The sequence below is a fragment of the Lentzea chajnantorensis genome (assembly GCF_054300775.1).
Map to the genome: position 1 here is coordinate 2,053,741 of NZ_JBSDZT010000002.1, position 20,484 is coordinate 2,074,224.

General features: G+C 62.4%; 26 protein-coding genes. 4 read left to right on the plus strand and 22 right to left on the minus strand.

Annotated elements, in window-relative coordinates:
- Nucleotides 1-28: 28 nt before the first annotated feature.
- The 12 genes from ACVDFE_RS10980 to ACVDFE_RS11035 all read right to left on the minus strand — a co-directional run bounded on the left by ACVDFE_RS10980 (nt 29) and on the right by ACVDFE_RS11035 (nt 7,359).
- Complete coding sequence (locus ACVDFE_RS10980; protein WP_458430356.1) at nt 29-1,252, minus strand: tyrosine-type recombinase/integrase; 1,224 nt, start codon at nt 1,250-1,252, stop codon at nt 29-31.
- Nucleotides 1,252-1,434, minus strand: coding sequence for a helix-turn-helix transcriptional regulator (locus tag ACVDFE_RS10985; RefSeq protein WP_319968535.1), 183 nt, complete (start codon nt 1,432-1,434; stop codon nt 1,252-1,254). The genes ACVDFE_RS10980 and ACVDFE_RS10985 overlap by 1 nt, the downstream gene beginning before the upstream one ends.
- Nucleotides 1,431-2,762, minus strand: coding sequence for a replication initiator (locus ACVDFE_RS10990; RefSeq protein ID WP_458430357.1), 1,332 nt, complete (start codon nt 2,760-2,762; stop codon nt 1,431-1,433). The genes ACVDFE_RS10985 and ACVDFE_RS10990 overlap by 4 nt, the downstream gene beginning before the upstream one ends.
- Nucleotides 2,763-2,845: 83 nt before the next feature.
- Nucleotides 2,846-3,637, minus strand: coding sequence for a hypothetical protein (locus ACVDFE_RS10995; RefSeq protein ID WP_458430358.1), 792 nt, complete (start codon nt 3,635-3,637; stop codon nt 2,846-2,848).
- 8 nt (nt 3,638-3,645) lie between these two features.
- A complete protein-coding gene (locus ACVDFE_RS11000) occupies nt 3,646-3,831 on the minus strand; it encodes a hypothetical protein (RefSeq protein WP_258946512.1) in 186 nt (61 codons plus the stop codon).
- On the minus strand, nt 3,831-4,157 hold the full coding sequence (locus ACVDFE_RS11005) for a WhiB family transcriptional regulator (protein WP_458430359.1): 327 nt from the start codon (nt 4,155-4,157) through the stop codon (nt 3,831-3,833). The genes ACVDFE_RS11000 and ACVDFE_RS11005 overlap by 1 nt, the downstream gene beginning before the upstream one ends.
- On the minus strand, nt 4,154-4,615 hold the full coding sequence (locus ACVDFE_RS11010; protein ID WP_458430360.1) for a hypothetical protein: 462 nt from the start codon (nt 4,613-4,615) through the stop codon (nt 4,154-4,156). Before ACVDFE_RS11010 ends, ACVDFE_RS11005 begins: the two co-directional genes overlap by 4 nt.
- Nucleotides 4,616-4,662: 47 nt before the next feature.
- Complete coding sequence (locus ACVDFE_RS11015) at nt 4,663-6,033, minus strand: FtsK/SpoIIIE domain-containing protein (RefSeq protein ID WP_458430361.1); 1,371 nt, start codon at nt 6,031-6,033, stop codon at nt 4,663-4,665.
- A gap of 77 nt (nt 6,034-6,110) precedes the next feature.
- The gene (locus ACVDFE_RS11020; RefSeq protein ID WP_253322590.1) at nt 6,111-6,296 is read right to left on the minus strand and encodes a hypothetical protein; all 186 of its coding nucleotides are present in this window, start codon (nt 6,294-6,296) and stop codon (nt 6,111-6,113) included.
- A 3-nt stretch (nt 6,297-6,299) separates the two neighbouring features.
- Nucleotides 6,300-6,455, minus strand: coding sequence for a hypothetical protein (locus tag ACVDFE_RS11025; RefSeq protein ID WP_458430362.1), 156 nt, complete (start codon nt 6,453-6,455; stop codon nt 6,300-6,302).
- Nucleotides 6,456-6,562: 107 nt separating this feature from the next.
- Nucleotides 6,563-6,775, minus strand: a complete 213-nt coding sequence (locus tag ACVDFE_RS11030) for a hypothetical protein (protein ID WP_458430363.1) — start codon at nt 6,773-6,775, stop codon at nt 6,563-6,565.
- Nucleotides 6,776-6,969: 194 nt separating this feature from the next.
- Entirely contained in the window at nt 6,970-7,359 is a 390-nt protein-coding gene (locus ACVDFE_RS11035; protein ID WP_458430364.1) for a hypothetical protein, read from the minus strand.
- A gap of 117 nt (nt 7,360-7,476) precedes the next feature.
- Between ACVDFE_RS11035 and ACVDFE_RS11040 the strand changes: the two genes are divergently transcribed.
- Together ACVDFE_RS11040 and ACVDFE_RS11045 are read left to right on the plus strand one after the other, a co-directional pair.
- Nucleotides 7,477-7,845 (plus strand): GntR family transcriptional regulator, encoded by a 369-nt coding sequence (locus tag ACVDFE_RS11040; protein ID WP_458430365.1) that lies wholly within the window; start codon nt 7,477-7,479, stop codon nt 7,843-7,845.
- A gap of 183 nt (nt 7,846-8,028) precedes the next feature.
- Nucleotides 8,029-9,444, plus strand: coding sequence for a hypothetical protein (locus ACVDFE_RS11045; protein WP_458430366.1), 1,416 nt, complete (start codon nt 8,029-8,031; stop codon nt 9,442-9,444).
- Here ACVDFE_RS11045 and ACVDFE_RS11050 read toward each other — a convergent pair.
- The 5 genes from ACVDFE_RS11050 to ACVDFE_RS11070 form a co-directional block, all read right to left on the minus strand.
- The gene (locus ACVDFE_RS11050) at nt 9,441-10,358 is read right to left on the minus strand and encodes a phosphotransferase family protein (RefSeq protein WP_458430367.1); all 918 of its coding nucleotides are present in this window, start codon (nt 10,356-10,358) and stop codon (nt 9,441-9,443) included. The two genes, ACVDFE_RS11045 and ACVDFE_RS11050, sit on opposite strands and share 4 nt — an antisense overlap.
- Before the next feature lie 101 nt (nt 10,359-10,459).
- Nucleotides 10,460-11,311, minus strand: a complete 852-nt coding sequence (locus ACVDFE_RS11055; RefSeq protein ID WP_458430368.1) for a helix-turn-helix domain-containing protein — start codon at nt 11,309-11,311, stop codon at nt 10,460-10,462.
- A gap of 4 nt (nt 11,312-11,315) precedes the next feature.
- Nucleotides 11,316-12,188 carry a Scr1 family TA system antitoxin-like transcriptional regulator gene (locus ACVDFE_RS11060; RefSeq protein WP_458430369.1) on the minus strand — a complete coding sequence of 291 codons (873 nt, stop codon included), beginning with the start codon at nt 12,186-12,188 and terminating at the stop codon, nt 11,316-11,318.
- Nucleotides 12,185-12,418, minus strand: coding sequence for a hypothetical protein (locus ACVDFE_RS11065; RefSeq protein ID WP_458430370.1), 234 nt, complete (start codon nt 12,416-12,418; stop codon nt 12,185-12,187). Before ACVDFE_RS11065 ends, ACVDFE_RS11060 begins: the two co-directional genes overlap by 4 nt.
- Before the next feature lie 112 nt (nt 12,419-12,530).
- Complete coding sequence (locus tag ACVDFE_RS11070; protein ID WP_458430371.1) at nt 12,531-13,736, minus strand: helix-turn-helix domain-containing protein; 1,206 nt, start codon at nt 13,734-13,736, stop codon at nt 12,531-12,533.
- Nucleotides 13,737-13,814: 78 nt separating this feature from the next.
- On the opposite strand from ACVDFE_RS11070, the gene ACVDFE_RS11075 reads away from it, so the two are divergent.
- A complete protein-coding gene (locus ACVDFE_RS11075; protein ID WP_458430372.1) occupies nt 13,815-14,537 on the plus strand; it encodes an HAD hydrolase-like protein in 723 nt (240 codons plus the stop codon).
- Here the strand turns inward: ACVDFE_RS11075 and ACVDFE_RS11080 are convergent.
- The 5 genes from ACVDFE_RS11080 to ACVDFE_RS11100 all read right to left on the minus strand — a co-directional run bounded on the left by ACVDFE_RS11080 (nt 14,520) and on the right by ACVDFE_RS11100 (nt 19,929).
- Complete coding sequence (locus ACVDFE_RS11080) at nt 14,520-15,494, minus strand: DUF4238 domain-containing protein (RefSeq protein ID WP_458430373.1); 975 nt, start codon at nt 15,492-15,494, stop codon at nt 14,520-14,522. The two genes, ACVDFE_RS11075 and ACVDFE_RS11080, sit on opposite strands and share 18 nt — an antisense overlap.
- A gap of 459 nt (nt 15,495-15,953) precedes the next feature.
- On the minus strand, nt 15,954-16,991 hold the full coding sequence (locus tag ACVDFE_RS11085) for a DUF262 domain-containing protein (RefSeq protein ID WP_458430374.1): 1,038 nt from the start codon (nt 16,989-16,991) through the stop codon (nt 15,954-15,956).
- Nucleotides 16,961-17,566, minus strand: coding sequence for a hypothetical protein (locus ACVDFE_RS11090; protein ID WP_458430375.1), 606 nt, complete (start codon nt 17,564-17,566; stop codon nt 16,961-16,963). The genes ACVDFE_RS11085 and ACVDFE_RS11090 overlap by 31 nt, the downstream gene beginning before the upstream one ends.
- 174 nt (nt 17,567-17,740) lie before the next feature.
- Complete coding sequence (locus ACVDFE_RS11095; RefSeq protein ID WP_458434313.1) at nt 17,741-18,721, minus strand: NaeI family type II restriction endonuclease; 981 nt, start codon at nt 18,719-18,721, stop codon at nt 17,741-17,743.
- A 119-nt stretch (nt 18,722-18,840) separates the two neighbouring features.
- Nucleotides 18,841-19,929 carry a DNA cytosine methyltransferase gene (locus ACVDFE_RS11100; protein ID WP_458434315.1) on the minus strand — a complete coding sequence of 363 codons (1,089 nt, stop codon included), beginning with the start codon at nt 19,927-19,929 and terminating at the stop codon, nt 18,841-18,843.
- A 137-nt stretch (nt 19,930-20,066) separates the two neighbouring features.
- On the opposite strand from ACVDFE_RS11100, the gene ACVDFE_RS11105 reads away from it, so the two are divergent.
- Nucleotides 20,067-20,441, plus strand: a complete 375-nt coding sequence (locus ACVDFE_RS11105) for a very short patch repair endonuclease (RefSeq protein WP_458430376.1) — start codon at nt 20,067-20,069, stop codon at nt 20,439-20,441.
- Nucleotides 20,442-20,484 lie beyond the last annotated feature (43 nt).

The window sequence follows — 20,484 nt, forward strand, 5'->3', positions numbered from 1 at the left end:
CGCTGGCGACTTGGTCGTCTCTGGGTCGTTAGTCGCGGAGTTGCCCCAGAAACCCGTCGATCACGCCCTTGGTCCGCGGGATGTTCTCGGGGATGAGGTGCGTGTACGTCGCAAGGGTGAACGCGGGGTCCGCGTGCCCGAGCAGTTCCGACACGGTCTTGATCGACTCGCCGCCGTCGAGCAGGACCGAGGCGTACAGGTGGCGCAAGTTGTGCATGCCGTTCTCGTACCGGCCCGCGGGCACTCCTGCCCCGAGGAGTGCGGGCTTCCAGTAATTCCGGTCGAAGTCGTTCGCCCGGATCGGGAGGCTCCTCATCGACGTCATGATCAGCTCGACCGTCACCAACGGACCGTCTGGTGTCTCCCACGGCAGCGTGGTCCGGACTGGCGGGAACTGCTCCATGTGCGCGTCGATCGAGCGCTCGACGTGGTCCGGCAGTGGAACAGTGCGAGTCTTCTTGTTCTTGGGCAACGCGAAGACGAGCGTGTTCCTCACGGTCTTGATCTGCCGGACGATATGCACCTCTCGCGCTTTGCGGTCGATGTCTTCCACCGCGACGCCGAAGCACTCACCCTGGCGCATGCCGAGCCCCGCACCGAGGTTCGTCCCAACTCGAAAGCGCTCGGGCAAGCCCCGTTGTACGGCCGAGACTCGCGCGGCCGGCCATGGCACCACCTTCTTCTTGGTCGGCTTCGGCTTCTTGACCGACTTGCCCTCACACGGGTTCTTGTCGATCACTTCGTCGTCGACCGCAGCGTTCATGACCGCCGATAGATTCATGAACAGTGTGTGCCGGTACCGGTCCGACAGCTTGTCCTTGCGGAGCTTGCTGTCCCAAGACCTCAGTGACGATGCGTTGATCTCATCGAGCGGCATTTCACCGAGGTGCGGGAAGATGTGCTTCCCGAAACGCATCTCCAGGATCTCCCGCGAGGCTTCATCCATGTCGTGATCGGCGATGTAGTCCGACGCGAACGGCTTCAGGAGAGGCATCCCCTTGGGCTTCTTGGAAGCTTGCGGAGACTCGTAGATCCCAAGCGTGATCTTCGCTTCGGTCGTGTTGATCCACTCCTGAGCGGCCTTGTCCTGACCGTCCGCGAAGCTCTCCGAGATCTCGCCACCGTCAGGCCCGATCACCCGAGCCCGGTAACGCTTCCCGACTCCGCAACGCGAAGTTGGTTGCTGGACAGTCTTCTTGGGGTTGCTCGGATCCTTGACGGTGGTGAACCAGCGGTCCTGTACGTGGCCCATCACGCCACCTCCGCCGGTTGAGCCTGAAACCAGGCACGAACCTCATCTGGGTCCCACCGGATGTGCTTACCGACTCGTCTTCCCTTGGGGCCGTACTTCTTGGTGCGCCATCCGTAGACGGTGGCGACCGTGACCTGGAGGTAGTTGGCTACTTCTGCGATGTCCCAAAGTTGTTGGCTCATGCTGCTGTTTCCCTTTCGTACTTGCGTAGGCGTTGCGCGCGGACTCGTTCGGCGATGCCGGCGGCGAGTTCGCGTTCCGCGTCGTTGTCGTAGCCGGACCCGGCGTACTGCCAGTCGTTGACGACGACCACGGATGCGGGATCGAGTTCGAGGCGCTCGAACATTTCGAGCTTCCGGAACGTCCTGCGCTCTTCGCGGATGGAGCGGAAGGTGGTCGAGTAGTGCTTGGACTTGGTGAGGAAGTGGCCGCGGAATCCGAGCATGTGCGCCCACTTGCGCAGGTTCAGTTCCTCGAAGTCGGCCAGGCCGCCGAGGTCCCAGGCCGTTTGCACCATCCGTCGGTGGTGCTCGGAGATCTGGAGGATGTCGATGTCCAACTGGGAGCGGATCGGCCGGTCCGCCGTGTCCTTTGCTCCCGTGCCCTTGGTGGCGTACTTGGCGACGTAGCCCGCCAGCCGGGCCTCACTGATCTCGCCGGACTCGTCTTCCACCTGGGAGCCGCGGATTCCTTTGGTATCGACCTGTTCGCCCCACAGCAGGTGCAGCGCCGAGCCGTCCGGCCGCGTGGTGTCGATCCGCACCGCCCGAGCAGCCGCCTTGATGCAGTCGGCGAGCAGTTCGGCCGTGGCCCAGGCCGGGGTGGGGTCGTAAGGTCCGTCCGGTCCGTCGACGCGAACGACGGCGTGGAAGTGGACGAGGCCCCGCCGCTGGTATTCGGCGACCTTGGCGTACGACAGCCGAGCGTGGTCCTTGAACTCGGAGACCTTCAGGCCGGCCGCGCCAGCGAGCTTGCGGCGCAGGGCGATGGTGAACCGGTGCCACAGCTTGCCTGCGTGTGCCTGCCAGAGGACCGCGCCGGTGTAGTCGTAGGTGCCGGGGTCGACGGCACCGCCGATGCGGGGATCGTCGCCGTGGTGCCATTCACCGCAGCCCGTGCAGGGCCGGACCTTGCCGGTCGTGGCGATCGGACGGTTGTGGACCGGACCGAACGACGGCGCGGTGAGCGTCGCGAACACGCGCGGCTTGTCAGACACTGTCTCCGGGACGCCCTTGCTGCCACCAGCCAGGCCCGCGTGCATCAGGTGGTAGGCGTCCGCCGCGTACCGGTCGGAACAGGCCGGGCAGACGGACTCGCGGCGGTTGCCGCACGGGACCATGACGTCCCCGCCGATGTGCTCGATCAGCCCGCCGTTGAGGTCCTGGAGTTGGAAGGCGCCGGACAACCGGATGGGTGCGGCGCAACCACCGATCGCGGTCACCCGGTCTCGCCATGCCCGGAAGTCGACCGCCTTTACTCGCGCGGTGATGCGGTCTTCCAGGGTGAGCACGGGCGCCCTCCTTATCGTTGCGGGAAAACGAAAGGCGGGGCATGACCGGTCTTCTGGTCATGCCCCGCGTGGTTGAGATGGGTTCAGGCTGCGAGTTGCGCAGCGAGCCGCGCGGCGTACTCCTCAGGCACGTTGAGCGCGTCTTGGATGTCTTGCGCGGTGAGCGCTCGACCCTCCGCGTGAACCTCGTTCGCTTTGGCGTCCAGCGCACCTTGCAGGTGTCCGGGAAGCCTCAGAGCGGTTCGAGCGGGTGCCGCTTGGGTGACAGCGCTCGGAGGGGTGGACGTCGGCGCAGGAACGATCTCAGCGACCTTGTCACGGGCGGCGTTGCAGCGTGCCTGGATCACCGGCATGACTTCGGCGAGCAGGAACACCACGAGCGGGATCACGAGGTGCAGGAACACCATCCCGGCGTTGATCTGCCCGTCCGGTGGCCGTAGTGACGACCACACGTTGGTGACGAGCGTTGCGCCGAGCAGCACCCGCTTGAGCCACTTGACCGGCCGGTCGTCGACGGCCAGGCCGTGAGCGAGCATCTGCGCTTCCCACCGCAGGAGCGTGATCAGGATTCCGGCGAAGGCCGGTTCCACGAGCCACGCGCCCCACCACATCGGGTCAGACGGCCCGAGGTGTCCGGCGAGGAACGCTTGCACGCCGGTTGCGGTGAAGCCGAGTCCGCAGGTCAGGAAGCACCACATCGAGCGTGTCACCGAGGCCCGGAACCGGTCCGCCTGCACGGCCGCCAGCAACGGGTTCGCGGTGAGCTTGTGGATGTCCTGCGCCTCATCGAGTTGCGCCCGCAGCCGTCGAACAGTGCGAGTCTCGCGCGCTTCCTCGGACTCGGTTTCGTTGCTGTGATTGGACTTCTCGGGCACCAGGCCACCTACTCCCCGTGTGCTGCCTTGAGGAGCAGGCACCCCAGCCACAGCAGTTCGACGGCGAGCACCAGGCATCCGACGAAACCGAACAGTAGGTACATGCAGATCAGAGAGGTCACCACGGCGGTTGCCATGTGCGCGATGCGGACGAAGCCGCGGAGATTGATCGGGACAGCGAGCACGAGCTTCATCAGGCCACGTCCTTTGCGTTCCTGGCGAGGTAGTGGATGCGGCGCCGATCAGCACCGGTGAGGCCGCCGACGACGCCGGAGGCGTTGGCACGGAACCGGGGAGTGGTGGCTTCCCAGTCCAGTTGGTCCTGGCGGCACTCGACGAGGACCGGGCAGGACGCGCACACCTTCTTCGCGGCGGCGATTCGGCCGGCGGTGTCGAACAGGCTCGGATCGGAGCCCGCGCAGGCGGCCCGTTCACGCCAGGCAGGCGGTCCGTCAGTCGGTCCGAACAGGACCCGCATCAACACCCGGTAGCCGAAGGCCTCAGCGTCATTGGTGCTCATGCCGCCACCGCCAGCCGGGCAGTGGACGCCCGCGCGGCCTGAACGACTTGGGCCACCTCATCGAAGGTGACCTGTTCCGGCGTGCACACCGACAACCGGAAGGCCTTGGCGAGCACCGCCCCGGAGCCGGACTTGACCTTGCCACCCAGTTCGACCACGGAGGCCGAGGCAGCGAGACCGAGCGTGATCCCAGAGGCAGTGCGGCCGGTCGCCGCGACCGAGAGGGTTCCTGCGGCTTGCAGGGTCCAGGTCAGCTCGACCCCGTGCAGCGAGGCTGCCCAGACCAGCAGGCAGGCCAACCGATCGGGTGCGGTGCCGGAGGTGAATTCGGCGTGCACCGAGCCGGACTGTGTGGAGATGACCAGCCGGTCCGGCCGGGGCAAGCCGAGAGTGCGGATGTGGCCGCGGACTGCGCGGAGCAGGCCGTCGAGGCGGCGAAGGGCGTTGTTTTCGGGCATGGTGAGGCCTCCACGATTAGTGGCGAAAGTCTTGGGGCAAAAGAAAGTCAGGCGATCGAGCGAAGAGAGCCGGTCTGTCCGTCGCGGACGAACTCCACGAGTTCGCGGATGTTCTCGTCCGTTGTGTATGCCGCGCGGACTCGACGGGGAACGCGTGAGCGTTCGTCGGTGCGGTAGCCGATGCCGGCGGTTTCAGGAACGGCCGGGATCTGGTCAGCGATCGCACCTCGTTCGCGTGCGCCCTCACCCAGCACCATGTCCGGGTGCGTTGGTGACGTGGTGCGAAGGCAGATGCGGTTGGGGAACAGGTCCCGGATCTTCAGCGTGTCCTTGTCCGGTTCCTGGATGTAGGCGTCCGCCACGTGGTTGGTCGCCCGTCCCATCGAGGTGCCGCGAGCCAGCAGGCCCGTGATCTCGCGGGCGTACTCCGGCCGGTAGGCGACCAGCGATGCGATTTCGTCCACGATCAGCAGGTTGAGTGGGTACTCACGCGACGGCTGTACCGACCGAAGTCCTGCCCGCTGCATTCGTTTCTGGGTGCGCTCCATGTCGTCCACCCACTTCTCGATCAGCTCCAGGCACTCGCCCGCGTCATCGGCGTAGCGGTTCTCCGTGATCGGTTTGATGGCCGCGAACTCCAGGTACTTCGGGTCGCAAACCCACAGGCGGACGATGCCGTCCCTGATCAGCGGGGCCATCGAGCGCAGCTTGGCGAACGCGAGCGAGTTCTTGCCCGACCCGGTTCCGCCCGCCGTGAGGGTGTGCGTGCCTTGGACGGGTTCGGTCCAGTCGCCGCCGTACTCGTCCTCACCCAGCAGCACAGCCCGCAGGTCCACGTCCTCGGAATGCTCGGGCATGTCCGGCGCCGGGATGATCTCCGTGAACGGTTCGTCCCGCTGGACGACAAGCGCCACGTAACCGGGTTTCACCAGCTCGATTGCGACGCGTTCAGCTTCCATCGCGTGCGCCAGCTCTTCGGCCTGGCGGGCGAAGTGCATCGGTGACTGGCCCTTGGCGAGCTTCACCAACACGGTGTCGATCGACGGCGAGTACGACCGGACGCGGACCACGCGCGGGTAGTTCGTGACCTTCTTCCGGCGATGCTCGGTTGTCAGCTTGTGCACGTCCATCAGATCCCGCCAGCGCCCACCGACGTAGGCCCCGAACCACCGCCGCTGCCAGGCTCGCAGTGTGGGTGCGGCCAAGGTGTCGAACGAGTCCGGGTGACCCCGGTACCAAAGCCCGGTCGCGCCAGCTGCGCCGCCGAGGACGTAGCCCGTGACGCTCGGGCCAAGCGTGTAGGCACCGGCCGCGACGGCGGACGGGGCGAGCATCCATTCCGGGTTCCTGGCCAGCCATCGCGCCGCGCGGAACTCGGCGGCCACGACGCGCTTGCTTGCGTTCCACTTCCAACCCATTGCAGTACTCCTCAGGAAGCGCGGCGGCCGACCCTCGAATGTGTCGAAGATCGGCCGCCGCGTTGATCAGTGCGGATTCAGTTGTTGGGCAGTTGCCCGCGGGCGTAGGACGCCTCCGTGGTCAGCACGCTGACCGAGCGGACGAACCGGCGCCGCAGGTCCGTGAAGCCCTCACGACGGACCGGGATGCCGTCCATCGCCGTACGGAGCTGCTTCATCGCCTGGTCCAGGTTGGACACGGCGTTGTCGAGCTGGTGAGACATCGATCAGGCTCCCCACTCTTTGGCCTTCAAATTGATCTCGTGCCGCTTGGCCTGCTCCCGGAGCGCACTGAGGTCGTTCCGCACGGTCCGCAAGTAGCCCTTGAGTTCGTCAGGTGTCGCGACCCGCCAGCCACCGGCCTTGCCAGGCTTCTCGCTCATCCGGTTGATGAGCTTTTACAGCGGCACCAACAACTCCTCAACGAAATCCATCGCGCCGACGAACGAGCCGTACCGCTGCTGTGCTCGCTCGTTCAACATCTCTTGGATCAACTGGCCAACCTCTCAGTCCTCGTGTCTCCCACGTAGATGAAGCGGTACAACGCTTGCTGCAACTCCAGGTGGTCTTGCCAGCTCTGGCCGACAACCGGAAAGCCGTGCTTCTCAAGTACTTCGCCGACCTCGTGAACGAGGCCGAACGTGAAGCGCGGGTCATCGCCGTTCGGACCAGCCAGTGCGATCGGGTAAGAGCGCTCATCCATGCCGGAACTCCTTTCGGGAGGCACGGCAAACCCAGGAACAAAGGTCGTACCTGGATTCACCGAATCTCGCGGAGCACGCGAAATGCTCCGGATTTAGGCATGGTTCGACTCACTGTGTAATTCTCAAAGAACAAATTGAGTGCCCTGGCCCGACTCGAAGCGGGCTACCGGCCTACCGGGCAGGGCTTCCGGGACTAAGCCGCGGGAGCGGACACGATGCGCGCCGCAGGGGTGAGACCGTCAGCCTTGAACCACAGGCCGGAGGCGGTGATCTTGCCGTCTTCCCCACGCATCTCGTAGGTGTTGATCACAGGGTTGATCAGCTCGACGTAGTCGCCTTCCTCGAAACCCTCACCGGGGTCACGGGGCAGGTTGACCTTGATCTCTTCGCCCTTGGACTTGCGCCGTCCCTCCGAAGGGCGAGCCTTGGCGAACAGCACCACCACGAACTGCTCTTCGTTCGTGTTGCGGTCGACCACGGGCACCATCTGGCCGCCGTCGAGCTCGCGCATCTTCACGCAGGGCGCTTCGGTGATCAGGAGCTTGTAGTGGGACAGGATCACGGGGATGTCGTTCAGAGCCATGTCGTACCTCCGGTGATGAACGGCTGATACATACCAATGTAGAGCAGTATGGATCGGATGGCATAGTCCAATCGGGTGATCTGTAGCAGTGTGGGTCAGTGAAGTTAGGCTGATGCCGTGAGCGACCAGCCAGGACTTGCCGCGTACCAGCGGGTTGTCGAAGCGGTGAAGAAGGACATCCGGTCCGGAGCCCTGGAAGTGGGCGCCCGTCTACCCGGTCACCGCAAACTCGCCGAGCAACACGGCGTCGCGCTCGGGACCGCGCAGAAGGCTGTGCAGATCCTTGAGACCGAGGGCTGGGTGGTCTCCCAACCCGCCGTAGGCGTCTTCGTTCAAGAACCGCCGGCCGAGGATCGAAGCCCGGTCACGATCGAGACGGTCATTCGCCAGCTCGATCAGTTGCAGGCGGCGGTCTTGCATCTGACTGAGCGTGTCGAGCACCTCGAAGCCGCCGACGACGCTCGATCTGTTCCACCTTCTCAGTGACCCTCGTTATGGCGAACTGCAACTGACGCAGCTTGAGGCTGATGAATTCCAACTCATCCGGTGTTCCGTTCATGTAGACATAGAACGCCAGGTGAGGGGGTGCATTGCAGTGTGCTCAAGGGGGTGCATTGGTGCACGGAGGGGGTGCACGGGAGGTGCACAGCGTGCCAACGCGGTGATCAGTTGACCGGAACCAACGAGCCGAACAAGCTCCTAGCTGCGGTGATGTCGGATGCCGACATGAGCAACAAGGGGCTTGCCGCACGAGTCCGGGAACTCGCCCAACGCGATGGTCAGACCATCTCGGCTGATCATGTGTCGGTTCGCCGCTGGCTCGACGGGACGCGGCCCAAGGCAGCGACTCAGAACTACATCGCACTTGCTCTCGGCGCCAAGCTGGGCCGGCGCGTCGACCTGGCAGAGATCGGCTTTAACGGCGGACTCCAGACCGTTGGCCCTGATGCGACAGAGCACGGCGCCGAGTACCCGCCGAGTGCGGACGCAGCCGTTGACCTGATGAGTCAGCTCACCGCGGCTGACCTCGAAGACCAGCCTGCCCTTGTGCGTTCCCAGTGGGCGCAGGAGGCGACGCCGAGCATCATCACCGGCTACATGTTCGGCGACTCGCTGCACGTGGCTGATGCGCACGAGCTGCGTCGAGGTGGGGGAGCGGCGGCATCGGCGATTCGTGCGACAGCAGCGAACCTGATGGACCTCGACTTCCGGTACGGGGGCGGACACGTCCGGAAGATGCTGCTCTTCTACTTCAAGACCGAGATCACGCCGCTTCTGCAAGGCACTCACAGCGAGTCGGAGCGGCGGGACCTGTTCGGTGCAGCTGCGGAGGTGGCGCAGCTGCTCGGGTGGAGTGCCTACGACGCGGGCCGTCACGGAGCAGCACAGCGGTACTTCGTGCAGGGACTTCGGCTTGCCCGTGAAGCTCAGGACCACGTCCTAGGTGGACGATTGTTGGCGAACCTCAGCCACCAGGCGAACTACCTCGGGCGCTTCAACGACGCCGTCCAGTTCGCACGTGCGGCGCAGGGGGCGACCATTGGCAAAGCCACGCCGGCGGTTACCGCGATGTTCCTGGCGATGGAAGCGAGGGCGTTGGCGAGCAACGGCCAGGCGCGCGAGTTCGCCCGCGTGATGCACGAGGCGGAGCGCTTCTTCAGCCAGCACGTTCCCGACGACGAGCCGCCGTGGATCAGCTACTTCAACGCCGAAGAACTGGCGGGGGAGGCCGCCCACGGCTTCCGGGACCTCAAACAGCCGGAGAAGGCCAGGCTCTACGCCGCGCAAGCCATCGCGCCCGACGACACTCCGCCGCGGACGCGAGCCTTCATCGGCATGGTTTCGGCCGCCGGGGCGCTCACGAACGGCGACCTGGAGGAAGCCGTTGATCTCGCGATCGACGCGGTAGACCTTGCTGGTCCGCTGCAATCCAGCAGGTATGTGCGCTATCTGACCGACTTCCACGCGCAACTTGCTGCGCTACACGCAAACGACCACCGCACGCGCCTGTTCGTCGAGCGGGTGATCCGGCACTATCCGGGCCTCGACCTGGGAACCGCCGCACTGCTGACACGGATCGCTTAGAAGGGTCGCCACGGCTCCGTTGCGCGCCCGGTCCGCATGGTCTCGATCCGCGTGGCGTACTCGGCAGCGATCTCTTCGGACTCATCAACGTTCTGCATGATCCACGTAGTCATCTTGATCTCATGCGTGGCTTGCAGGACCTTGAAGCCGTCCCACTGCGTCACATCGTGGCCGTAGGCCTCGCAGAACTTGCGGTACTCGTCCGCTGTCCACCAGCCGGCGGACAGGTACTCGGTCGCCGTCATGGCCAAGTCCCACTCCGGCTGGCCCCACGAGAAGCGCTCGAAGTCGATCAAGATCGCTGCGCCGTCGCTGATCATTAGGTTCTGAACGTGCGCGTCCCCGTGGGTCGCTGTTGGTTCAAGCGGGAACTCGAGCGCATTGATCTCGTCGCGAAGTTCAGCGACCCTGTTCAGCAGGAAGAGCTTGTCAGCATCTGGGACGCTGGCGGATTCGATCCGAGGTTGGACGCGCGCGAGGATGTCTTGCTTCGGCAGCTCGAACGTCGTCGGGCGAGGCGTTTCGTGCAGCTTCAGCAGCAGGCGACCCAAGGCGTCGACATCACCGCGACCGCCGTTGCGACCGTCGATGTAGTGCCAGAACGTCACCGGGTACCCGGACACCGAGATCGGCTGATCGAGGTCGCACAGCCGCGCGGCGGGCAAGCCACTCTCGTGGAGCCAGCCCGCAACCGCCACTTCCTTGACTGCGTCGTCCCAGTGATCGCGGCTCCGGGCGATGCGCACAACGGCGGACGAATCCGGGAGATGAAACAGGGCGTTCTCGCCGAGCCGCATCAAGCGCGCATCAGTCGAGTCGATCCCCGTGTGGGCGGAAGCCGCCTTCAGCACAGCAGACACAAGACCAGAGCTGAAAGGCCCATCTGGGATGTCCGCTTCAAGCACGTTGTGCACCTTGCCCACGCTAGAGGTTCGGTTTTTGGCCTGCCAGCTCTTCTAGATGCCCGAAGAGGTCAAGGCTGAACCTCGGGTACCCCCGAAGCCCCAGCTCAGCGTCACGACACTTGCGGACGCTCACCCGACGCGGCCGCGATAGCAGCCACGTACTCCTCCGTGAGCAACTGACTGAAGAGGTCTCTCGACTCGGAGTGATTCAAGGCTATGCGGTCCAGGCTCGCCAGGACCCTCCGGCATCGAGACGTGGCCGCATCGTCCTGCGCGAAAACTCTCGCAACATCGCAATCGACGACGGCCGTGGCAGGCATCTTCTCGTATTCGTAGAGCGTGAAGCCGGATGAGGAAGGCAGCTCCTTGCCCGCAGGAACGACGCGAAGTGCCCACGACATACGCTTGAGCAGCTCCAGTTGATCCATCCGCGTGCGGTCGTCATCGAGCTGCGCTCTGACTGCCGTTTCGTTCACGTAGAACATGCACGCCGGCCGCCTGGACGCTCGCAGAATGCAACAGCGCTCCTGTTGGGACTGGACGGCAGACCGGATCTGCTCCGGGGTCGCCCCGCACTGCTGGAGCGTGTGCTCCGTGTAGGCGTCAGTCCGAACCAGGTCCGGGATCATCGTCCCGCCATAGCCAGTGATGGTGGTTGCCGTGCGTTCCGCGAACAGGATCGTCGTGGAGTTCGTTGGCGGTTGGGCGAAGTACGGTTCGAAGGCCTGCCGGTAGTGGCCGATGAACTCGGTGATCCAGCGTCGATCTTTGCCGCACGCGGTCAAGAACTGAGCGAGGTCTACGTCAGTCGGATAGACCTTCCCGCGTTCAATGTTGGACACCTTGCTGGGGTCCCAGTCGAGTGCCTTGGCGAACTCGACCCCTTTGGCGAACCGCTCCCGCAGGGTCCGGAGTTCGTCGCCGAGTTCGCGGCTCCGCGGCGTGAGTGATGTCCGATCCATGCGCTCAGTGGCCTCCGTCTGTCATGGTGCTGGCCGTCTCGGCTATTACCTCTATGGACTGCACCGGACTGAGAGCGACCTGTTGCAGCGCCCGGAAGCTCTGGCTGACCAATTGGCACACGATCGAGTCCTCGATGTACCTCGCGTTGCCCTTGTCTTCCAGGTACACCGCGTCGCCGTGTTGTCGATGCGGAAAGGAAAGATGGAAATATGAGCTTTCCGGCAGAGGATCGCCTTCGGTCACCTGGACCGTGAAGGTCTCGACTTCAGAGAGCCGTATCAGCTGGAGAAGAGCGGCGTTCGTGATCGGCGGGCTGCCGACTACTCGGCGAATCGCTTTCCTGCTGATCAGAACCTTCACGGTAGGGCCACGTCCTGCCGTCGCAGTTAGGCCATCTGTCCAGCGCGTCTGCTGCTCTGCCGTGCGTTCCGGACAGTCAGCCGGATAGGTAGGGCATCCCAGAGTCGTGGCAGAGATCCTGTATTCAGGAGTCTGGAGGAAGCGCGGGATCATGTCCGCGCCGAAGGCGCAGATTGTTGCAGCCTCCAGATAAGCGTCATCCACATCTCTGGCTGCGTTTAGCTCAACCGGACTTTGCTGCCCGTTCGCATTCTGGGTGCGTTCCCTCACAGCAGTCTCGGCGCGCTTGACCGCCTGCTTCCAGACATGGTTGGGGAGCTCGTAGACGCGCCCGAGCAGCATGATGTCCAGCGGGTCGAACGGCTTCAAGGCGTTCTCGGTCAGGCTGAGTGTCGCTGCCGAGAACCCTGCCCTCTTGCAGGCATCGGAGAGACTCAAGCCGGCGTCGTTCCGCCACCTTCGCAGTTCGCGGCCGATCGCCCTTTCGGCCATTGACGGATGGAAGTTCGTCGTCACTGCGGTCCCAAGCTTTCAGTGGCCCCGTGACCGTCTATTGCCCGCTCAGGCGGACTTCGCCTTTCGGCACGGTCGGACAAGGTCTCGCCGAGCGCGATGAGAATTCGGCCGAACTCACGCTCGCTTTCAGGCGGCAGGGTCTCCATGACGATGTCGAACGCGATGCCAGGCATCAACTCCGAGACCTTACGGAGGCCCGCAACTAGATCGACATCCTCGGACGACAACACGGTGAGCACTCCTCGACGCGACAGCTATAGGGCGCCTGACAGCAGCGACGCTAGGTCGGCTACTGATCAGTAACCCGAGCTGTTGGTTAGGCCTGGCCAGGAGCGCTGCTACTCAGAGAGGTGCACCAACGCGAGTGGCCAGCCGCGCGGCTTCCGTCGCGACCGAACGCCGAGCCCGCTGGACGAGCGTTCCCAGCAGCTTGTGCGCAGCCGGCCGATGCTTCAGGTCCTCGGGTGCTTCCCGTTCAGTGGCGGACAGCATGACCAACGCGCTGCCGTAATCGCGGCGCTGCACCTGGCCCTTAGCCTGGTCGAGGAGGAAGGCCACACGACGTTCGATCGAGGGGGAGCGGTCGTGGTCGATCCGTTCGGCTAGGCGCAGCCCGTCCGCAGCCGCGCCCGCTTCGACCTCAACGCTGACCGCGTGCATCGCGACATTCGTTGGACCGAAGACCGTCCACAACGTATTGCGTTCGCCGGTCTGCTTCGCCAGCGGCTCAACTGTCTGTACGCGCTCTCGTGCCCGCCAGACATCCCCTCGACGTGCGGCCGCGATGGAGCCGACGAGCAGGAGCGCACCGCGGAGCGCGACGGCGTCGAGGTCGTTGTCCGTCCAGGTCGCCAGTGCCTCAGCCGCCTGCATCGCGACGTCTTCGGCGCCCTCAGCTTCGCCATCGGCAAGCAAGACCTGAGCGAGGTTCCACTGGGCCATCGCCAACCGCAGCGGGTCGTCTGCGTTCTCGCCGGCGCGGATTGCACGATCCGCCGCAAGCAGCGAGACGTCCACCCTGCCCAGCCTCTTGGCGACACTGCGCAGCAATGCATACAGATCAGCAGCGCAGCACTGAACCTCTCGCCGATCAGCCGCTGGTCCGTTAGCGCGGCTACGCAAGGCCTGCTCGGCCTCGATCACGAGTGCCGGAAGCTCCGGGGTGAGTTCGCTGTATCGCGTGGCCGACGTCTGCCAGGTCTGCCACGCGCTCAAAACGTTGCGGCGCAATGCCTTCACATCGATGGCTACTGCATCGGATGTCACCGGCCTGGTAAACGCTCGATACAACGCTTCGCCCGCTGGCTCCGGTCTAGTTGACGTCTCGCGCGTTGGAGTGGAGCTCAACAACTCGTCAGCCGACACGTTCAACACCTCGGCCAGTTGCTTCAGCACCGTGACCGTGGGGAGCTTGAGCCCGCGCTCGATCTGATAGAGGTAGTCAGGCGTGATGCCCGCCAGTCCTGCAATCACCGTCTTGGGCAAGCGCGACGCGAGGCAACGCACGCGCACTCGTTCGCCGATCGTGGCTGCGAGCTGTTCGTTCATCCCCACCCCTGCGAAGCGTTGACCTGCACTGATGCTACGCCCCAGCGCGAGACCCCAATCGAGTGACAAACTCGCTACATGATCTCGTCGAACGAGCCGCGGCTGCTCGTGCTCTGGGACATCGACCACACGTTGCTCCAGTCGCGCGGCATGGGTCGCGAGATGTACGAGCGCGCGTTCCCGGCAGCGTTCGGCCGGCCGCTCCAGCAACTCGCCGACGTGAGCGGCCGCACAGAGCTGGACATCATTACCGAAACCCTGAAGCTGCACGGCATCGAGCCGGACGAAGACGCCGTGCGGCAGCTCGCCGATGCGCTCGTCCACAGCTACGAGGTAGGCCGCGACGAGTTCGCCGAGCGAGGCCGAGCACTACCAGGAGCGCGGGAAGCACTGGCGACCTTGGCGGCCGATACGACCCTTCACCAAGGGGTGCTCACCGGGAATCTGCGAGCGGTAGCCCGCATCAAGCTTGCAGCGCTCGAACTGGACCGGTTTCTCGATCTGGAGACGAGTTCCTACGGCGACGACCACGCCGAGCGCGCGGAGCTGGTGGCGATTGCCAGGGAGCGTGCATCGCGCACGATCGGCACACAGTTTGACGAGGACGACACCCTGCTCATTGGTGATACACCACGTGACGTAGCAGCCGGCCTGGCAGCAAACGTACGCGTTATCGCTGTCGCGAGTGGCCGCAGCACAGTTGATGAACTGACGCAGGCCGGAGCTGCCGCCGTTCTTCCCGACCTCTCGGATTCGGAAGGACTGTATAATCTAATCAAGAGCTTAGTGAGTAGTTCTTAGTGTGGCTTGAGTGAGTGAAACGAAGGCCCTCAGTCCGCTATCTGGGTGGTAGTAAACGAATCGATCAGCGTCTCGGATCAATGTCGCGTTGAAAAAGTCGACCTGTTCGGTCGTGAGAACCGATCTCTTCTTCTTTAGTCCGGTGCAGGCTAGTGTTGTGCGGCTCAAAGGCATCACGACAGTATGGGCGTCTCCAATTGCTACCTTAGTGCGCGTAATACGGCGATCTGCTGAGTATTGCATTGTAAATGCTGGCGAGTCCGAGATCAGTAGCTCGGTGTTGGGAGGAGTTCTCCAGATCTGCACGGCATGATTGCTCAACAGCCGCTTAGCGGAGTTGAAAGTGTGCTCGATCATCACGCGCGTATGCGAGCCATCGAATCTTTCTTCGGCCTGTTCGGTAATTAGTTTCTCTGTAAAGCGGATCAAGTCTGCAGGGCTGGGCTCGTGCCCGTGCCGCTTGAGGTACTCACATCGAAGTGCGCGGTATTGCTCTCGGAGAGCCTTGTCAAGAATTCGGTTTGGTACTCGCTTCGCGCTATCATGGTGGATCTTCATATAGTGAGTGCTGCGAACAAGATGAAGTGCGATGGCATCTTTGATAATTCTTGCGGTGTTTAGGTCGAGTCGTCCCTGTTCGATCTTGTCGATTGCGGCGCCGATCTTGTCCTCGACGGTCTGCCAAAGTTCTTCCACCGATTTAGATGCATACGGGACGAAGTGAGGAATCCAGGCGCAGCCTGCGGGACCTGTCTGATTCAACTCTCGACCGTTTTTGACGTCGAACGGAACTAGGGACGCACCGCCGTTCTTGTCTTGTCCGGCGAACTGCCTCAGTAGTACCTGAGACACGATGTGCTGTTTCTTGATCAGGTTCTCGGCCTCCGGCTGGAGCCTTAGCAGATGAGCTTCGTACTCATGGCTGAAGGCTTCGCGGCGGGAGGTCCAGGGACGCATGCCAAGAAGGTACGGCCTGCCCGCGCGCGTCCCAACTGGTTATGCGCTGGTGGCGCCTCAAGGTCAACAGGGATGCCGTGTTCAGAGTTTCTTTTCTTCATCAAGGCGGCCCCCTGCGGGGGCCGCTGGCCGTTCGTGCCGTACCCCTCGCGGAGTTCAGCCCCGGACGTATTTGTCTGCCGCGCCCAAGAGGGCCTGGCGGCCCTCGGGCGCGGCACGGAGGCATCCGGGGCTGTCCGCGAGGGAGAAGGGCACGGCCAGCGGCCCCCGCAGGGGACCGCGGCATCCATCAGCTCCACAGCACAGCATCCTCACGGATGGGCATGACTCGAGGGCCGTGCACGAGCAGGGTTGCTGGCGTTCAGGCATGGTGCCGAGGCGGACACCGTCCGTACGAACTTCGCGAGAGCAACCACTAAGGGGAAGGGGCCTGCCAAGCCAGCGAGGTGGCAATCTAGATCAATCCACGATCGACTCCAGCCGGCCACGAAGCGCTTCTGCCCGGCTAATTCGATTACTTCGGTTGTTGATGCCACTTCGCACTCGCCGGTAGTACTCGGCTGCGTCAACCGCTGGAGACGTGGTTGTAGTTACACTATTGACCTCATCGTAGAACCGCCCAATTGCGTCGTGGGTACGAAGTGGGTCAAGAGGATGGCCGCCAACGTTGATGATCCGGTCGATTTCGACTGCCGCCGTCAGCATGTCACCCTTCTGCCAGATCCGGCTGCGCCGATCGAAATTGCAGGAGCTTATGAAGTCGAATATCTTCCTGAGTCGAACTTCCGTTGCTTCACGCTCGGGGAAATCGTCGTTGTAGCGCTCAAGATAGTCCTCGTGGGCTTCATCGAGGTTGAAGTATCCGCTCATCAAAGTGATGATCAAGGTGAGCGTAAAGCGCACGTCGTTCATTCTGCGGCCGTCGAGCGCAGTGAAGAAACCATGTGACTCGAAAAACTCATCACCGGCCATCTTCTCTGCAAACTTCTTGAGCTCACCATCAAATCGAGAGTTGTTTACCTCCATCGCGTTCAGCGAGTACTTTGTCGAGTTGATTCGATTGAAAATCTCGCGGGTCTCTTCTTCGGACAGAGGTCCAAGGTCTCTAACAACTACCTCGTACTCAAGAAACGCGATTTTCTGCGGTTGGCTCAACTCGGCGTATGGAGGAATCTGGCCTTGGAGTTTTAGGTCTACATGTGCATTGAAGTACTGATAGAGAGTCGTAATTCGTTGCTGACCATCGACAATCAGCTCTGTGCCATCACCTGTATCGGGGTTGACATCTCCGGCGCTGGTGAAGATCTCCGGAAATGGTAGGCCCTCCAGGACCGTTTTCAGAAATGCAAGCTTGTGGTCATTGGACCAGACGAGTCTGCGTTGAAAGTGTGGATTAGGAATAACGGTGTTGTCTCGAATGCCCGTGAGAAGCGTTCGGAGACGCTTGTTGGTTGCTGATGTTTGCATCACGAACCCTCCGGGCTGGCGGAACGACATAGATTTACGGCGTTGTTCTGGTACCTGATCAAGAAAGTTGGGTCGTGATACAGGGCGCCAGAAACTTTGTAGGGGCCACCTACTCTACGCTCCTGCAGGCTCCTGAAGAACTCCCACCACTCGTTCGTGAACGAGAAGTATCGACTCTTGGGTAGCTTGTCTGGCCTGATCCATCCCCAGGACAAATAGCTTTCAAAAGATTGCTGCTGACGCCACGCCTCGCCGGACAATTTGAATTCGTGCACCTCATGCCATACCGACTTGTAGAGATCGTGATTGATTATCGCTACATCTATGTCCGAGGTGTCGTGAAAGCCGCGAAATCGCTTATTGGGAGCAATGCTGAAGCCGAGCTTCGCCGAGCCTACCACGAAAATATCGGTGGCTGACTCTAGCGAGAACTTGGCCGCTATCTCAGACTTGAGGTCGTAATGCGTCTGCTCGTCGATCGCAAAGCAATTTCCGTGAAGTATAAATCGCCTCGTAAAAGCATCGTTGTCAGGATATGTGATGAGGTTATCCATGAACTGGGTGATGAGTGGATCTTGCGGCGCTTTGTCTGCGTCTGTGGCCAACCTGCGTACCTCATGTCGATGAGCCATCTCGTGGTATCGAGGACTGTGAACGTTCCACTCCTGGGGCGATCCGTCTAGTCACTGGATAGCCGGACGACGTGCTGCGCGTGTCTTGGTCAAGCAAGAGGCCACGCCGCAACGTAGGCCTCGACGGCCAGCAGGTCGATAGACCTCCTACTCATCGTCCAGAGGTTTCCCTCGGGGTACTACAGGCGCTGGTGCCACCGGGTCTCCATCGGTCCAGATGGCCCAGTGTCCGTCTTCTGTCGGGAACTTCGGTCGAGTCGACTCTGGCGTTACTGGTGCGATCCTGACGGAGACCCACTCTCCTGACTTCGGGACAGGCAGTCCGAGTGTCTTCGCAATCTGGACATCCCACGAGTAGTGCCCTAGTACGATTATGCCTTCCCTGCCGAGTTGTTTCGGCTCGCGGGCCATTCGGGCTCGCCGAGGTCCATCCTTCTGTTGAGCAACTGTAAGCACAACTTCGCGTCGAATAATTCTGCCCTGAACCCTGCGGAACAGCTCGTTTACTCGTTTCTGCCCCTTCCGCTTGCCTTCATGGGAGAAAATCCCATTCAGCTTTTCTGCGTCGAGATGCAGGAGAAGGTTCTCGTCAAGCCCAGCTTCGCGCCAGAGCCATTGGATCTGAACGCGTCCAGTAGCGGAGATTGTCCGCTTCCTGTCTCGGTTGTTTCCTTGATTCAGATGCTTCGGATCTACGCGCCAAAGGCCGACTGACCATTTGCTGTTGTCGTCATCTGCCCAGGTCAATAGAACGATATGGCCGATCGCCTCAAGTGGAATTGCCCACCCGGTCCGGCTCATCGAGTACTTGCAGTCGACCTGCACGCCTGCAATCTGATAATCCATTTCGGCACCATCTTGGAAACCAAACTCTTTAGCGAGGTTGATTTCTACAATGGTTCCGACGTGAGTCTTCTCCGTCTTGCGCAAGTCGGAATAGCGGAATCTTCCGGTCCGAGGGCCGTCAAGTACTTGGTCGAGAGACTCACGCAGTACCCGTGCGAACCTCTTGCCGTCAGGGTCGTTCGCGATTAGCCAGCGCCGTACACGGTCTAGATCGCCGTCCGTGTCAGGACTCGGTAGCGCCTCTCCTCGGCCAGCTAGGCCGCTGGTAGAGGGATTGGTCAGCTCTAGGATAAGTGGCAGTTGGGCAGCTGAATCGGGTCCGCTCACGCCCGCAGAGGCTAGACCACCTGTGGGCCGTATAGGGCCGTTTGAGTGGATCAGCGGCGAACGGATCCTGTGCGCTACGTGAGATGGGGTTTGATGTGGGCGGCGATGGCTTGGGCAAGTCCGGCTGGCACCGCGTTGCCGATCTGTCGAGCGATCTCGATCTTAGAGCCGCACCACAAGAAGTTCTCTGGGAAGTCCTGCAGAAGTGCCGCTTCTAGATGAGTGATGGGCCTGTTGACGCGGTGCTTTCCTTCCTTATCCCATTGTGGGTGAAGGTAAGCGCCTTTCTCTGGCTTGAAGAACTCAGTGCGGATTGTATGGGACGGCATATCCCAGCGCATCCGGCCCATGACATCTGTCGTCCCGGTTGGCTTGTCTCGCCAGCACTTGGGCAGAAGCTCAGGGTAAGGGTTCAGGTTGAAACGACCGCCACCCGGAGGAATCTTGTCGTAACGCTGCAATGACAGGCTGGTCGGGTTTCGGCCGACGTGAATGTCCAGTCCCTTGAACGGACCAGGCATGGTCTGTCCGAAGAATTCCACAGTCGTGCGGGGCAGTTCCGTTGTGTCCGGAATCTCAGGCAGGACGGCGATCCTGGCCGCAGTTCCCACCCATGGCTTTAGCCCAGACCCTGGCACTGGGGCGCGGGCATGCGTCGGCGCCGGCAATTCGATCTTCCCAACACGAGAGCCGATGACGATCGTGCGCTTGCGGCGCTGTGAGACGCCGTAGTCGGCAGCATTGAGATGTCCATAGGACAGTTCGTACTCAGCGAGAGCGCCGTGGTCCGCCTCGTTCACCAGCAGCGCGAACTCCGACGAGGACATGAATCTGTCAACGTTCTCGATGACGAAGACCTTGGGGCGTGCAGCCAACACCACTCGGACATACTCACGCCAAAGCTGGTTGCGCGGATCGTCTATGTCCCGACTGCCTAGATTCGAGAACCCCTGGCACGGAGGCCCGCCGATCACAACATCAACTTCTGGGATGTCCGCCTCGCGGAGATCGGCGATGTCCCCGTAGAAGGTGTGCTTCTCGCCGAAGTTGGCAGCGTAGGTGGCCGCAGCGTGGAGGTTGAACTCCACGGCAAGCTCGGACGTGAACCCCTCCGCGGCGAACCCGACGGTCATACCGCCACAGCCAGCGAAAAGGTCGATCATGGTGGGCACTAGGTCATCATATGCGGGGGGTCTGACACTTTTGGGACGCGACATCGGATTTGCGGTCACGCTGTACCTTCCGACCTGTGGTGCAGGTTGAGCCCTCGTGGGCGTCGTCTCCAGGGGTCCGGGCGAGCATGCGGTCGAACCGTGGGCGTGACACGGGGCCGGAGTTGGCTGTCCGTCGAGCCGTGCACGCGCTTGGGCTTCGCTATCGAGTCTCATATCGGCCGGTTCCCTCCTTGCGTCGTACTGCTGACCTGGTCTTCATCCGCGCGAAGGTCGCGGTGTTCGTGGATGGCTGCTTCTGGCACGGCTGTCCTGACCACCACACAGCTCCGAAGGCCAACGAGGGTTTCTGGGCCAACAAAGTGCAGGCGAACCGTGAGCGCGACGTGGACACCAACCGCCGGCTGAACGAGGCGGGTTGGACAGTGCTGCGGTTCTGGGAACATGAGGGTCCTCACGATGTGGCTAGGCAGATCGCCGAGATCGTGAGGACAAGCGGCTGAGCAACCGCCGTGGGTCGATTCGTTGAACCACAAGATCCGAGTG